Origin of the sequence: Curtobacterium sp. NPDC090223 (assembly GCF_044746585.1) — a bacterium.
Classification (GTDB): Bacteria; Actinomycetota; Actinomycetes; order Actinomycetales; family Microbacteriaceae; genus Curtobacterium.
The window spans coordinates 402,963-415,104 of the sequence record NZ_JBIVCN010000002.1 but is presented as its reverse complement, the minus strand read 5'-3'; the positions used below and the strand labels follow the sequence as shown (position 1 = coordinate 415,104).

Here is a 12,142-nt window from a genome sequence, read left to right as displayed (position 1 = left end):
GCCGTCGCACAACCGAAAACACCTCGCACCACGGACTTCCGTGGTGCGAGGTGTTTTCCGTTGTGCGGCGGCGAACCGCACCACCGCGCGATGGGGTCGTCAGCCGACGGAGCAGCTCCGGGCCATGCGTTCGAGGAGCTCGCGGGCGGACAGCGCCGCGGCCAGCTCGACCTCGACGGGGTTGATGCCGAAGGCGCGCTCGAGTTCGCGGCGTCGGGCCTGGTCGGCGATCGGGACCTCCGGGCGCTGCGGCAGCACGGCGATGGCCTGTGCGGCGGCGTCGAACGCACCCTGCGGCCGGCCGAGTTGCTCCCACATCGCGCGGACGTCGTGCGCGACCTGGTCGGGGTCGCCGCCGAACTCGAAGCCGGCGGACGCCATGGTCGCCAGGCCCTGCGCAGTGGGGTCGTTCGGGGTCATCGCGGCATCGTCACACACGATGCCGGGAACACGCCAGGAACCCGTGGTGTGCGCTCGTGTCCCCCAACATGCCGACACCCGGACCGGGGATTCTGTTCCGCCCCTCGACACGTTTGGATGAACCTGCGGACAGGACGTCCGCAGACGGAGGGCATGATGCTCGAGGACACCAGCGCGGACACCGCGGCGGCAGCGGCAGCGGCAGCGACCCTGCACCTGCGGATCACGATCGTCGATGCGACCGTCGACCTGCTGCACGACGTGCCGTTCCACGAAGCCAGGCCCGAGGCCGTCGCCGAACGCCTGGACATCTCCGTCGACGAGCTCCGCCAGCACTTCCCGTCGTGGGACGGCCTCGTGCTCGCCGCGCTCGACCGCTGGAACGGCGGGCGGATGGACGAGGTCACGCGGGTGGTCGGCAACGGCAGCACCGTGCAGCTCCTCCGCGCGATCGTCGCCTCGAACGCCGAGGACCCCGCGCTGATGCGGCTCCTGGTCGCGCTGCTCTCGGTCTCCGGGAACCCCGCGCACCCGATGTCGTCGTACCTCCGGTCCCGCTACCAGCTCTTCTTCTCGCAGATCAAGCGCGGACTCGAGCACGACATCGCCGTGGGGCGGGCGCCGCACACGATGGAGCCCCGGCGCGGTGCCGAGCAGCTCATCGCGCTGTACGAGGGGCTGCAGCTCCAGGCGCTGCTGCGGTCGGACCTCGACCTGGTGCCGGCGTTCGACCGTGCCGTCGCACGGCTCGAGCGCGGCTGGATGGAGCGGTACGAGCCGCAGGCCGCACGTCGCCTGTCCACGTGGTCCGACGACGGCTGGGACATCTAGACCGCGTCAGGCTGGCGTCGCCGCCGACCGCTCAGGGCGTGCGGGGGAGCCGCGGCACCGTCCCGTTGCCCGGGTCGTACCCGGTGTCGCGGATGACCCGGATCGCCGTGGTGTCGTTGTGCACCGAGTGCACCACCACCCGGCGCGACCGACGGAGCGCACGACGTGCACTCGGCGTCGCGAAGAGCCCGCCGAGCACGAGCCCCGCGCCGATCGCCAGCGCCACGGACACCGCCGCGACGAAGTCGAGTGCCGCGCTCGAGGTCCCGGACATGAAGTTGAGCAGCGCGTTCGACACCGCGACACCGGGCAGCAGGGCACCGCAGAACGCCGGCACCGCGATCGCGGCCACCGCGGTCCGCATCCGCACGGCCGCGTAGGTCGACAGGACACCGAGCAGCACCGCGGCGACGAACGTCGCACCGAGCAGTGGGAACCCGAGCTGCCGGAGGCCCCAGAGCGCTGCGCCCGCGGCGACCGAGAACACCACCGCCACCGGGATGACCCGGGCGCTCGCCTGCTGCACGAAGCAGTTCGCCCCCGCGGAGACGACCGTCAGCGCCAGCGACGCCCAGAGCGGCAGCGTCTGCGTCACGATGCCGGACGGGTCCACCTCGAGGTGGAGCCACTTCGTCAGCGCGATCCCGGCCGGCACCCCGACGACGATCGCGGCGATGATCAACCCGATGTAGAACGCCCGGGCGACGGCCATCGCCCGGAACCCGGAGATCGCGTCCTGCGCCCAGGTCACGAGCGACGGGTGCGGCAGGAGCAGGACCACGAGCGCGGCGACCATGGTGGCAGCGCCGGCGGGGTGCAGGATCCCGGTGCCGATCGCGAGCGTGCCGAGCGCGGACGCCACCGCGCCCTGCGCACCCGACACGAAGAACTGCGGGTACCCGCGCCCGGTGAGCCACCGCCCGGAGACGATGATCCCGAGCATCAGCACGAACGCGCCGACACCCGCGCGCCAGCCGCCGCCGGCCTGCATCGCGATCGACGTGCCCAGGATGGACAGGCCGACGTCGGCCGTCCAGGTCGGCCACCGGGAGGGCATCCGGAGCACCGCGACCAGCGCGCTCACGGCGGAGGTCATGTCGCGCTCGTCGTGGATGACGTCGTCGACGATCTGGTTCGCCCACGCCAGGCGGTTCAGGTCCGAGCCGTCCGAGCGCACGGTGCGCATCTTGACGAGCATCGGGGCGTCCGACGGTGCGTACTGGATCGTCACCGAGCTCCCCGTGAAGTCGAGCTCCAGCGGGGCGAGGTTCCACTTCGTGGCCACCGCGACCAGGGCGATCTCGACGCTGCGGGTGTCCGCGCCCGAGGCGAGCATCACCTCGGCCAGGTCCAGGCAGAAGTCGACGATCTGCGCGGCGGTGTACTGCGCCGCGGTCGCTCGGTCGGGTTCCACGTGCTCGTAGATCGTCCCGCGCAGGCGGGCCCTGATGTCCCGGAGGTCGTGCTGCGCGACGCTGCGGGCCCGAGCACGGTGCGGGGGACGAGGGGGACGGCCCGTCCGGGATCCAGGGTGGAGCGGGTCGGCCATCAGCCCATTGTGCCTGCCGCCCCGGGCCGAGTCCGGGTGCGCGCTGAACGCGTCGCCTAGCCTGGGGCGCATGTCGCCATCCGCACCTGACCCGGACATCGCCGTCGTCGACGACCTGCCGGTCGACGCGACGCACCACGACGTCGACGCACTCCTCCGTGCCGCCGGGTGGACGCACTGCGGGACGGGGGACTGGGCGTGGGCGCTGCGCTCGCCGGGGGGTCGTACCGTCGCCCGGATCAGTCCGTTCGACCCGGCCGCGCCGTACTCCGCGGCGCTCTACCGACGGGCGTCGTCGACCGGGCAGGTGCCCGGTCTGCTCGGCCACCGGGTGCTCGCGGGTGGCGGTGACCTCACGCTGATGGAGTACCTGGAGCCGGTGCCGGAGCCCGAGGCAGCCGCGTTCCACCGTTCCATCGCGGCGGGGGCGCCCGACGTCGCCGTGCTCGCCGCCCACATCGCGTCCGTGCACGCCCTCGGAGCGGCCGAGCAGCCCTGGTGGGGGCCGCTCGACGACAACCCGGCGAACGTGATGCGGGGGCGGGACGGCCGGCTCGTCGTCGCCGACCTGTTCTACGCCGACGGTCCCGACCTCTACCGGACCGTCCGCGACGACCCGGACCGGGTGGCTCGCGCCTACCCCGAGCACCTCCGCCGGTTCATGACCGAGCTCCCGCTGGCGAGTTCCGGTGGCTGGCCGGCGGGCGACGCCGAGTCGATGCGCGCTGCCATGGCGGCCGCCGACGCCCGGCTCAGCGGGCCCGGCGGACGCTGAGTCGCCCCACCGCGAACGCGGCGACGACGGCGCCGAGGACGGCGATGCCGACGCCGGTCCAGAAGTGCCAGTTCGTCGATCCTGCGACGAACGCGTAGTCGGACGACGGCGCTCCCAGGAACCATCCGAAGGACGCCGACGCCGACGGCGCGGTCGCGGCGACGACCGCGCCGACGACCAGCGCGAGCAGGCCGGCCCACAGGGCCACGTGCGTCCAGGTGCGGGGCGGTCCGGCCGTCATGTCCGCCAGCGTACCGACCGACGGACGGGAGGCCCGGTGCCAGCTGGAACCGGGCCTCCCGTCCGACGTGTCGTCGCGTCGCGGACGCGACCCGCTACTGCTCGAACGTCGCGTCGAGCGTGATCTCGACCCCGGTGAGGGCCTTGCTGACCGGGCAGGTCGCCTTCGCGTCCTCGGCGGCCTTGAGGAACGTCGCCTCGTCGATGCCGGAGACCTCACCGTGCACGGTGAGGGCGATGCCGGTGAGCTTGAAGCCGCCGGCGCTGTCCGGGCCGAGCGAGACGTCCGCCTTCACGTCGAGCGCCTCGACGGTGCCACCGGCCTCGCCCAGGACCGCGGAGAACTGCATCGCGTAGCAGGCGGAGTGCGCTGCGGCGATGAGCTCCTCGGGGCTGGTGGTGCCACCGGCGTCCTCGGCGGCGCGCTTCGGGAAGGAGACGTCGTACGTGCCGACCTTCGAGCTGGAGAGTTCGACCTGGCCGGAGCCGTCGTTGAGGCCGCCGTTCCAAGCAGTGCGTGCGGTGCGCGTGGGCATGGCCGCTCCTTTCGTGTGGGGGGTCGGCCACGGGTCGGGCCGACGTGTCCGAGTCAATCGGAGAACGCGCGTTCTCGCAACCCGCTCTCGGCGAAGACGCAGTATCGGTAGGGTCGGACCATGGGGGAAGCAACGACGTTCCGTGCCCGCGTGCGCGCGCCGGGGCCGGTCCGCGACGCCGGACCGCTCGTCGCCTGGGCCCGGTTCTGGACGCAGGGCTGGCGGTTCCACGGACGGGCGAGTCGCTCCGAGTTCTTCTGGCCGATGGTGATCGAGCTGCTCCTCGTCGCGGTGTTCGTGGGGCTCCCGGTCTGGACGGGGACCCCGTGGCGGTGGGACGCCCACGCCGACCCCTTCGGGATCGTGCCGTCGCCGTCCGTGCACTTCTCGCTGATCGGCGACCCGGCGCACGGGGGCGAGTTCGGCTACGGCGAGGGAGCACGGGTCGCCCCGAACCCGTGGGACGTCGTCGTGCTGCTCGGGCTCGCGGTCACCGCGATCCCGCGGTGGTCGCTGCTCGTGCGGCGCCTGCACGACCGGGACCGCAGCGGCGGGTGGATCCTGCTGCTCGCGCTCACCGGGCCGCTCGGGTGGCTCGTCGTGTCCGTGATGGTCTGCGGTCGCCCCCGACCGCGCGGCTCCCGGTTCGACCCGAGCCTGTGGGACGCGTACCGGCCGAGCTCGCAGCTCCCGTCCACCTAGGCAACAGGTGTAGTCTTACTTCCCGGATCGAGACGATCCGATCGCGACGCCGCGCGCCCCACCACGACGCCCCGACAGGTCGTTCAGACCCCGTCAGCACCCGTCACCGGAGGAGAGGCAGCCATGCGCGCCGTCGTGTTCGAACAGTTCCAGACGTTCCCGTCCCTGCAGGACGTCCCCAAGCCCACGCCCGGCCCGGGGGAGGTGCTCCTCAAGGTCGCCGGAGCCGGCGCCTGCCACTCGGACGTCGCCGTGTACCGCGAGTTCCAGGCCGGCCAGCCGGGTGCGCAGAACCCGTCCTTCACCCTCGGGCACGAGAACTCCGGCTGGGTCGAGGCCGTGGGTGACGGCGTCACCGGGCTCACCGAGGGCGACGCCTACCTGGTCTACGGCCCGGTCGGCTGCGGGCACTGCAGCTTCTGCTCGAAGGGGCAGGACACCTACTGCGAGAACGCCGCGACGAACCCGTACATGGGCATCGGCCTCGGTCGCGACGGCGGCATGGCCGAGTACGTCACGGTCCCCGCCCGCAACCTCGTGCCGCTCGGGGACGCCGACCCGATCGCCGCTGCACCGCTCAGCGACGCCGCGCTCACGCCGTACCACGCCATCAAGAACGCCCTGCCGAACCTGGCGGGCGGCGGCCGGTACGCGCTCGTCGTCGGTCTCGGCGGGCTCGGCCAGATCGCCGTGCAGATCCTCACCGCCCTCACCGGTGCGACGGTCATCGCGACGGACATGAAGGAGGACGCGATGGCCCGTGCCGCCGAGCGCGGCGCGATCACGGTCCCCGGCGGCCCGGACCAGGTCGCGGCGATCCGCGAGATCACGGGCGGCAAGGGCGTCGACGCGGCGTTCGACTTCGTCGGTGCGACGCCGACCATCAAGGCGGCGCAGGCGTCGATGGCCGTCGGCGGGCGCTTCACCGTGGTCGGCATCGCGGGCGGCACCACCGAGTGGAACTTCTTCGCGACGCCGTACGAGTCGACCATCACGAACACGTACTGGGGCACGATCGCGGACCTGCACGAGGTGGTCGCGATGTACCGCGCGGGACAGATCGTGCCGGACATCGAGCGCTACTCGCTCGACGACGCACTCGAGGCGTACCGCAAGCTCGAGGCCGGGGAGCTCTCCGGTCGCGCGGTGGTCGTCCCCTCCGCCTGAGCTCACCCCACGGCGACCGCGACGCCCGCCGCGCCCAGGAGCAGCACGTACCCCCACGCGTGCACGGCCTCCGGGATGCGCGGCGGGCGTCGCCGCAGCACCACGATCACCGGCATGGCGCCGATCAGGAGCGCGGCGGCCGCGAGCACGTCGACCGCGCCGACGAGCCCCGGCGCAGCCGGGACCGTCCCGTGGGCGAGCAGTGTCACCAGGACCGCTGGTGCCGCGATCGCCAGTGTCAGCGGGTTCGCCAGGGCGGTCGCCACCGGCATCGACGCCCCGGCCCGCCGCATCACCGGGACCGTCATCACGCTGCCGCCGACACCGAGGAACGCCGCGACCGCGCCGATCGGGAGGCCCAGCACGGTCCGCACGCCGGCCCCGTCCGGCGCCTGTCGCGTCGGGCGGGTGTCGCTCCGCGGGACGACCGGGCGGGTGTCGCTCCGCAGGAACCCCGGGCGGACCAGCAGGTCGACGACGGTCGCGCCGACGTAGACCACGAAGCCCCACCGGATCAGGCCGTCCGGAGCGAACCGGGCCGCCTCCGCCCCGAGCGCCCCGCCCACGACGAGCAGCACGAAGAGCCCGGCCCGACCGCGGAGCCGCCCGAGCACGTCCCGTCGCGTGGACGCCGTCGCGACCGCGGCGTTGACGAGCATCACGAGCGCCGAGGTGGCCGTCGCGACCCGGACCGCGTCCCCGCCCATGGAGGCGTCCGCCACCGCGACGATCGGCACCGTCACGAAGCCGCCGCCGAAGCCGAACAGCACCGTGGTGAGGCCGACGAGCAGACCGATGAGTGCGAGCACGAGGAACGTCATGGGTCCAGTCCACCCGTCACGGGTACGGCGAGCAATCGATGCTGCGCCCGGAACCTTCGAGCGGTAGCCTCACTCCGTGCGCAACGTCCGGGTCGAGGACCACGACCACCTCGCTCGCGACGTGCTGCCGATCGGGACCGAGTACCCGCCGGACTTCCTGCTCGCACGGCACGCGCACCGTCGCGCCCAGGTGCTGTACGGGGCCAGCGGTGTGATGCTCGTCGAGACGGACGAGGGCTCGTGGACCGTGCCCACCGACCGGGCCGTGCTCATCCCGCCGGGCGTCGAGCACCAGGTCCGGATGCTCGACGTCACGACGTGGAGCCTCTACGTCGAGCCGGACGCCGTGCCGTGGTGGCCCACCGCCTGCACGGTGGTGGAGGTCGGCCCGCTCCTCCGGGAACTCCTGCGTGCCGCGTTCGACCTGCCGCTCGGGTACGACGAGCAGGGCCGCGACGGCGCCGTCCTCCGGCTCGCGCTGCAGGAGCTGCAGCGCGTCGTACCCCTCCCGCTCACCGTGGCGCTGCCGGCAGCCGGTGTGCTCCGTGACCTCTGCCGCGCGTACCTGGCGGACCCGGACGTCCACGTGACGAACGCGGACTGGGCGCGCAGCGCCGTGGTCAGCGAGCGCACCCTCGACCGGCGGTTCCGTGTGGCGCTCGGCATGGGACCGGCGGCGTGGCGCACACGCGCCCGGCTGTTGGCGAGCCTCCCGGCGCTCCGCGACGCGACCGTGACGGAGGTCGCCGGCCGACTCGGGTACGCCTCACCGGCGGCGTTCACCGCCGCGTTCACGAAGGCGTTCGGTGCGCCGCCCTCCCGGTTCCGGCGTGCTGCACAGGCCTGAGCCGGGTCAGACCGCCGGGCCGAGTGCGCGGAGCTCGGCCGCACGGTCGGGCGAGGACCGGGCGACGTAGCCGATCCGGCTCTCGCGGACGTGCCAGCCCATCCGCTCCGCAGCGGCCTCGGCGTCCCCGGCGTCGATCGCCCCGAGGATCCGGCGGTGCTCCGGCCACAGGCGCTTCCCGCGGGACGAGGTGTCCATCGCGTAGAGCCACTCGATCTTCCGGGAGAGCTGGCGGAGCAGCGTCGCGAGCGTGGCACTGCCGGACAGCTCCGCGACCAGGAAGTGGAAGCGGTCGTTGAGCCCGACGAGCAGGCCGAGCTCGTCGCGCTCCACGGCGGCGTCGCCCTCGTCGAGCACCACGCCGAGCTCCCGGCGGACCCGCCACCAGTCCTCCGGCGGGGCGTCGCCGTCGAACAGCGTGCGGGCACGCGCGGCCGCACGGCGAGCGGTGGCGATCTCGAGCGACTCGCGGACGGCGAAGAGGTCGTCGGCCTCGTCGAACGGGATCTCCGCGATCCGGGAGCCCGCGTTCGGCCGCGACACGACGAAGCCCTCGCCCTCGAGGCCGCGGAGCGCCTCGCGCACCGGGACCCGGGAGACGCCGTAGCGCTCCGCGAGGAAGGCCTCCGTCACCCGGGTGCCCGGTGTCAGCGCACCCGCCACGATGTCGCGGCGGATCGCGTCGAGGACTCCGGCACCGTTCAGCACGTGCACCAGCGTCTCACGCGCGGGCCTGGGCTCACGCGGTCTGCTCCGCGAGTGCCCGGCCGGGGATCGCGTCGAGCAGGTCACGCGTGTACTGCTCCTGCGGTGCGTCGAAGACCTCGGCCACCGACCCGCGCTCGACGACCCGGCCCCGACGCATCACCACGACGTCGTCGGCGATCCGGCGGACCACACCCAGGTCGTGGGTGATGAACAGGTAGCTCAGCCCGAGCCGGTCCTGCAGGTCGTCGAGCAGGGCGAGGATCTGCTCCTGCACGAGGACGTCGAGTGCTGACACCGCCTCGTCGAGGATGAGCACCTCGGGTTCGAGCGCCAGCGCCCTGGCGATCGCGACACGCTGCCGCTGGCCGCCGGAGAGCTCGTTCGGCCGGAGCTGCGCGGCGGACCGGGGCAGCGCGACCTGGTCGAGCAGCGTCGCCACCCGCTCGGTGCGTGCCGCCCGGTCGCCGATCCCGAACACCCGCAGCGGCTCGTCGATGATCCGCTCGATCGTCGAGGTCGGGTCGAGCGAGCCGTAGGGGTCCTGGAACACCGGCTGCACCCGGCGGCGGATCGCACGCCGCTCGGCGCCGCGTGCCGTGCCGATCGAGCGGCCGTCCACCAGCGCGGTGCCGGATGTCGGCGCCTCGAGCCCGAGCAGGATCCGCGCGACCGTCGTCTTGCCGGAGCCGGACTCGCCGACCACGGCGGTCGTGGTGCCGCGCCGGACCGCGAACGAGACGCCGTCGGAGGCGCGGAGCGTCCCGGCGCCGCGCCCGCGCAGCCGGTACTCCTTGACCAGGTCGGTCACGACGAGGATCGGCTCGCCCGGGTCGGTCGGCTCCGGGGGCAGGCCGGAGAGCGCGGGTGCTGCGGCGATGAGCCGCTTCGTGTACTCGTGCTGCGGGTCGCGGAGGATCGCCTCCGGCGCACCCTGCTCGACGATCTCGCCGTCGAGCATCACGATCACGCGGTCGGTCCGGTCCGCGGCGACCCCGAGGTCGTGCGTGACGAACAGCAGGGTGGTGCCGTGCTGGTCGACGAGCGTCTGCAGGTGGTCGAGGATCTGCCGCTGGACCGTGACGTCGAGCGCGCTGGTCGGCTCGTCCGCGATGAGGAGTTCGGGCTGCCGGGCCAGGGCGATCGCGATGAGGATGCGCTGCCGCATCCCGCCGGAGAACTCGTGCGGGTACTGGTCCGCCCGGCGCTCCGCCTCGGGGATCCCGGCCTCCGTCATCAGGGCGACGACCCGCTGTCGGATCGCCGCGCGGCCGCGCAGCCCGCCGGCGCGGAGCGTGTCGGCGATCTGCGCGCCGACCCGCATCGCGGGGTTGAGGTTCGTCGACGGGTCCTGCGGGACGAGCCCGATGCGGCCGCCGCGGACCCGGCGCATGGCGGCCTCGTCGGCGTTCCCGACGTCGAGGTCGCCGAGCCGGATCGTCCCGCCGGTGATCGCGCCGGCTCCGGGGAGCAGCCGGAGCACCGCCGCGATGAGCGTCGACTTGCCGGAGCCGGACTGCCCGACGATCGCGACGCGCTCCCCGCGCCGGACGTCGAGGTCCACGCCGTGCAGGACCTCACGGCCACCGAAGGCGACACGCAGGTCGCGGACGGACAGCAGCGGGGTGGTGTGGTCAGCGTCCTGTGGCATGTCCCTGTGCTCCTCTCGGGTTGGCGGCGGCACCGAGCACGCCGGTCGCGGGGTCGCGGGTGACGCACGACAGGCGACCGAGCGCCCAGTCGCCCGCGCGGGTGACGACGTGGCCGCGCTCCTCGAGCCCGGCGATCACGTCGTCACCGAGCCGGTCCTCGACGACGACGCCGCCCGGTGTCCAGGTGCGGGGCCAGAACGACCCCGGGAAGGACGTGGTGTGCAGCGCGGGGGCGTCGATCGCCTGCTGCGGGGAGTACCCGCCGACGATCGTGCGGAGCAGGAACAGCAGCTGCCACTGGTCCTGCTGGTCGCCGCCGGGGGACCCGAGTGCCACCACCGGTTCGCCGTCCCTGAGGACGAGCGTCGGGGTGAGCGTCGTCCGGGGGCGTTCGCCCGGCCGGAGCGTCGACGCGGTGCCCTCCTCGAGCCAGGTCATCTGCATGCGGGTACCGAGGCAGAAGCCGAGCTCGGGGATCGTCGGCGAGGACTGCAGCCAGCCGCCGGACGGGGTCGCGCTGATGATGTTCCCCCAGCGGTCGACGACGTCGATGTGGCACGTGTCGCCACGGGTCTCGCCGGTCTCCATCACGATCGGCTCGCCACGGTCCTCGTGCACGGCGGCGTCCTCGGCGGGCGCGGCGACCGCGTCGCCACGGGCTCCCGGCACCGTCGGTTCGCCGACCCCGGCGACCGGCTCCCCGTGGGGCGTGTACGTCTCGCGGAGTGGCGGGAGCTCGCCGGCCGCCGTGGAGACCGCTCCCGGTCGGAACTCGTGCGAGGCGCGCTCGCCGATGAGCGTGCGCCTGGCGTCCGTGTAGGCGTCTGCGAGCAGCTCGTCCATCGGCACGTCGCCGTCGCCGTAGTAGGCCTCGCGGTCGGCGAGCGCGAGCTTCTGCGCCTCGACGATCGTGTGCGCGCCCGCGACGGTCGACGGGTCGAGCAGGGCGTCGTCGAGCGGCTCGAGCAGCCGCAGGGTCTGCAGCAGCGCCGGCCCCTGGCCCCACGGCCCGGTCTTCGCGATCGTGCGGCCGCGGAACTCGGCGGTCGTCGCCGGTTCGTACGACGCCCGGAACGCGGCCAGGTCGTCGGCGCGGATGACCCCGGCGTGGTCGGTGCCGGAGGCGTGACGGTGCGGCGTCCGGACGAAGCGGTCGATCGCCTCGGCGACGAAGCCCGTCGCCCAGGCGTCCCGGGCGGCGTCGATGCGTCGGGCGCGGCCGTCGGCCTCGCCGTCGGCACCGGCCCCGTCGGGACCGGAGCCGGCGTCGACGAGGCGGTCGAGCACCGCCGCCCACGTCTCGTTGCGGATGACGTCCCCTGGGACCGGCACCGAGCCTCCCGGCAGCCACCGGTCCGCGGAGGACGGCCAGTGGTCCCGGAACAGTCCCTGGACCGTCGCGATCGTCGCGGCCACGCGCGGTGCGACGGGGTGACCGTCGCGCGCGTAGCCGACGGCGTAGGCCAGGACGTCGCCGAGTTCCCACGTCCCGTGGTCGCGGAGCAGGAGGAGCCAGGCGTCGACGGCACCGGGGACGGCGGCGGCGAGCGCTCCGGCTCCTGGCACCAGGTCCAGGCCCTCCGCACGGAAGTGCGACGGCGTCGCCCCGGCCGGGGCCGGCCCCTGGCCGGACAGGACGGTCGGGACCCGGTCCGTGGCGGTGGCGAAGACGGCGGTCATGTCGCCGCCGGGGCCGTTGAGGTGCGGTTCGACGACGTGCAGGACGAACGCGCCCGCGACGGCGGCGTCGAACGCGTTGCCGCCGCGCTCCAGGACGGCCTGGGCGGTGGAGGTGGCGAGCCAGTGCGTCGACGCGGCCATCCCGAAGGTGCCCGCGAGGTCGGGGCGGGTCGTGTCGGCGCTCGGGGCGACGAACGCGGGGTTGGTGCTCATGCGG

The 12,142-nt window shown here is 73.8% G+C and carries 13 protein-coding genes; 5 read left to right on the top strand and 8 right to left on the bottom strand.

All coding sequences use genetic code 11. The features are described from left to right. Positions 1-99: 99 nt before the first annotated feature. On the bottom strand, positions 100-420 hold the full coding sequence (locus ACIPJY_RS06595) for a hypothetical protein (RefSeq protein WP_400466357.1): 321 nt from the start codon (positions 418-420) through the stop codon (positions 100-102). Between the two features lie 153 nt (positions 421-573). Between ACIPJY_RS06595 and ACIPJY_RS06590 the strand changes: the two genes are divergently transcribed. Then, positions 574-1,251, top strand: a complete 678-nt coding sequence (locus ACIPJY_RS06590) for a TetR/AcrR family transcriptional regulator (protein WP_400466360.1) — start codon at positions 574-576, stop codon at positions 1,249-1,251. A gap of 31 nt (positions 1,252-1,282) precedes the next feature. Here the strand turns inward: ACIPJY_RS06590 and ACIPJY_RS06585 are convergent, their stop codons facing one another. Then, positions 1,283-2,800 carry a threonine/serine exporter ThrE family protein gene (locus ACIPJY_RS06585; protein ID WP_400466363.1) on the bottom strand — a complete coding sequence of 506 codons (1,518 nt, stop codon included), beginning with the start codon at positions 2,798-2,800 and terminating at the stop codon, positions 1,283-1,285. A gap of 70 nt (positions 2,801-2,870) precedes the next feature. On the opposite strand from ACIPJY_RS06585, the gene ACIPJY_RS06580 reads away from it, so the two are divergent. Continuing rightward, positions 2,871-3,575, top strand: a complete 705-nt coding sequence (locus ACIPJY_RS06580; protein WP_400466366.1) for a hypothetical protein — start codon at positions 2,871-2,873, stop codon at positions 3,573-3,575. Here the strand turns inward: ACIPJY_RS06580 and ACIPJY_RS06575 are convergent. Beyond that, on the bottom strand, positions 3,553-3,816 hold the full coding sequence (locus tag ACIPJY_RS06575; RefSeq protein ID WP_400466369.1) for a hypothetical protein: 264 nt from the start codon (positions 3,814-3,816) through the stop codon (positions 3,553-3,555). The two genes, ACIPJY_RS06580 and ACIPJY_RS06575, sit on opposite strands and share 23 nt — an antisense overlap. A 94-nt stretch (positions 3,817-3,910) precedes the next feature. Further along, positions 3,911-4,351, bottom strand: coding sequence for an OsmC family protein (locus tag ACIPJY_RS06570; protein WP_123655363.1), 441 nt, complete (start codon positions 4,349-4,351; stop codon positions 3,911-3,913). Between the two features lie 120 nt (positions 4,352-4,471). On the opposite strand from ACIPJY_RS06570, the gene ACIPJY_RS06565 reads away from it, so the two are divergent. Beyond that, entirely contained in the window at positions 4,472-5,053 is a 582-nt protein-coding gene (locus ACIPJY_RS06565) for a DUF805 domain-containing protein (protein ID WP_400466373.1), read from the top strand. Between the two features lie 123 nt (positions 5,054-5,176). Continuing rightward, positions 5,177-6,220: an NAD(P)-dependent alcohol dehydrogenase gene (locus tag ACIPJY_RS06560; protein ID WP_400466376.1), complete on the top strand. Its 1,044-nt coding sequence runs from the start codon at positions 5,177-5,179 to the stop codon at positions 6,218-6,220. A 2-nt stretch (positions 6,221-6,222) separates the two neighbouring features. Here the strand turns inward: ACIPJY_RS06560 and ACIPJY_RS06555 are convergent, their stop codons facing one another. Further along, positions 6,223-7,041: a sulfite exporter TauE/SafE family protein gene (locus ACIPJY_RS06555; RefSeq protein ID WP_400466379.1), complete on the bottom strand. Its 819-nt coding sequence runs from the start codon at positions 7,039-7,041 to the stop codon at positions 6,223-6,225. A 76-nt stretch (positions 7,042-7,117) separates the two neighbouring features. Here ACIPJY_RS06555 and ACIPJY_RS06550 point away from each other — a divergent pair, with 76 nt between their 5' ends. Beyond that, positions 7,118-7,888 carry an AraC family transcriptional regulator gene (locus ACIPJY_RS06550; protein ID WP_400466382.1) on the top strand — a complete coding sequence of 257 codons (771 nt, stop codon included), beginning with the start codon at positions 7,118-7,120 and terminating at the stop codon, positions 7,886-7,888. 6 nt (positions 7,889-7,894) lie between these two features. On the opposite strand, the gene ACIPJY_RS06545 is transcribed toward ACIPJY_RS06550, so the two are convergent. From ACIPJY_RS06545 to ACIPJY_RS06535, 3 genes are read right to left on the bottom strand one after another with little or no spacing between them, the layout of a single operon-like run. After that, positions 7,895-8,596, bottom strand: a complete 702-nt coding sequence (locus tag ACIPJY_RS06545) for a GntR family transcriptional regulator (protein WP_400466384.1) — start codon at positions 8,594-8,596, stop codon at positions 7,895-7,897. A gap of 31 nt (positions 8,597-8,627) precedes the next feature. Continuing rightward, the gene (locus tag ACIPJY_RS06540) at positions 8,628-10,244 is read right to left on the bottom strand and encodes a dipeptide ABC transporter ATP-binding protein (RefSeq protein ID WP_400466387.1); all 1,617 of its coding nucleotides are present in this window, start codon (positions 10,242-10,244) and stop codon (positions 8,628-8,630) included. Further along, complete coding sequence (locus tag ACIPJY_RS06535; RefSeq protein WP_400466390.1) at positions 10,228-12,138, bottom strand: gamma-glutamyltransferase family protein; 1,911 nt, start codon at positions 12,136-12,138, stop codon at positions 10,228-10,230. The genes ACIPJY_RS06540 and ACIPJY_RS06535 overlap by 17 nt, the downstream gene beginning before the upstream one ends. Positions 12,139-12,142: the final 4 nt, after the last annotated feature.

Excerpts from the sequence above, each read along its gene's own strand:
- ACIPJY_RS06595 (WP_400466357.1), bottom strand. The coding sequence starts at position 420 with ATGACCCCGAACGACCCCACTGCGCAGGGCCTGGCGACCATGGCGTCC.
- ACIPJY_RS06590 (WP_400466360.1), top strand. The coding sequence starts at position 574 with ATGATGCTCGAGGACACCAGCGCGGACACCGCGGCGGCAGCGGCAGCG.
- ACIPJY_RS06585 (WP_400466363.1), bottom strand. The coding sequence starts at position 2,800 with ATGGCCGACCCGCTCCACCCTGGATCCCGGACGGGCCGTCCCCCTCGT.
- ACIPJY_RS06580 (WP_400466366.1), top strand. The coding sequence starts at position 2,871 with ATGTCGCCATCCGCACCTGACCCGGACATCGCCGTCGTCGACGACCTG.
- ACIPJY_RS06575 (WP_400466369.1), bottom strand. The coding sequence starts at position 3,816 with ATGACGGCCGGACCGCCCCGCACCTGGACGCACGTGGCCCTGTGGGCC.
- ACIPJY_RS06570 (WP_123655363.1), bottom strand. The coding sequence starts at position 4,351 with ATGCCCACGCGCACCGCACGCACTGCTTGGAACGGCGGCCTCAACGAC.
- ACIPJY_RS06565 (WP_400466373.1), top strand. The coding sequence starts at position 4,472 with ATGGGGGAAGCAACGACGTTCCGTGCCCGCGTGCGCGCGCCGGGGCCG.
- ACIPJY_RS06560 (WP_400466376.1), top strand. The coding sequence starts at position 5,177 with ATGCGCGCCGTCGTGTTCGAACAGTTCCAGACGTTCCCGTCCCTGCAG.
- ACIPJY_RS06555 (WP_400466379.1), bottom strand. The coding sequence starts at position 7,041 with ATGACGTTCCTCGTGCTCGCACTCATCGGTCTGCTCGTCGGCCTCACC.
- ACIPJY_RS06540 (WP_400466387.1), bottom strand. The coding sequence starts at position 10,244 with ATGCCACAGGACGCTGACCACACCACCCCGCTGCTGTCCGTCCGCGAC.
- ACIPJY_RS06535 (WP_400466390.1), bottom strand. The coding sequence starts at position 12,138 with ATGAGCACCAACCCCGCGTTCGTCGCCCCGAGCGCCGACACGACCCGC.